1 protein-coding gene is annotated in these 802 nt (G+C 76.2%); it reads right to left on the minus strand.

What is annotated here, in order from left to right:
• The coding region (locus tag MCAG_RS06180) for an FtsK/SpoIIIE domain-containing protein (protein ID WP_036372550.1) at positions 1-802 on the minus strand (802 nt) is incomplete at both ends.

The following is an 802-nucleotide window of genomic DNA, read 5'->3' on the forward strand; positions in this document are numbered from 1 at the left end:
CGGTGTCGGCCCCCGGCCGCCCCGGCGGCGGTGTAGAGCACGGCCGCGCCGATCGGCAGCGCGTCGGCGGCGGTGTTGAGCGCGTCGAGCACTCCCCCGCCGCCAGGCAGGGCCACCCGCAGCGGGAACTGCCCGAAGATCGCCTCGGCCCGGCCGTACAGCGACTCGATGCCGGCGGTGGACTGGCTGGCCAGCACCAGGTGCACCCCGTACGAGCGGCCCTTGCGGGCCAACTCCTCCAGCAGGTCGACGGCCTCCCGGGCGAGGGCGTCGGTGCCGGCGAGCAGCACCTGGAACTCGTCGACGACCGCGACGATCCGGGGCGCCGCCGCGTCGCGGGGCAGGTCGGCGAGCTTGGTGACGCCGTGGCGCTTGAGGACGCTCGCCCGCCGGTTCAGCTCCCGGCGCAGCTCCCGCAGCACGGCCAGGCCGTACTCCCGGTCGCTCTCGATGCCGACGACGCGGGCGTGCGGCAGCCACGACGGGTCCCGCTCGGTGGGGACGAACTCGGTGAAGCTGACGCCCTCCTTGAAGTCGAGCAGCCAGAGCTGGAGCTGGTCGGGGGCGTACCGGGCTGCCAGCCCGTACAGGGCGTCGAGCAGGAACACCGTCTTGCCAGCGCCGGTGCGGCCGGCGACCAGCCAGTGCGGGGTAGCGTCGTCGAAGGCGACGGTGACCGGCTGCCGCCCGGCCCGGCCGACCACGGTGGACAGTCCGGCCGCGCTCGCTCCCGCCCAGCGGCGCGCCGGCAGCAGATCGGCGAAGGCGGGCGGGGTGTCGCGGCGGGCCGCCGGGCCGAGGT

This window comes from Micromonospora sp. ATCC 39149, assembly GCF_000158815.1.
Lineage (GTDB): Bacteria > Actinomycetota > Actinomycetes > Mycobacteriales > Micromonosporaceae > Micromonospora.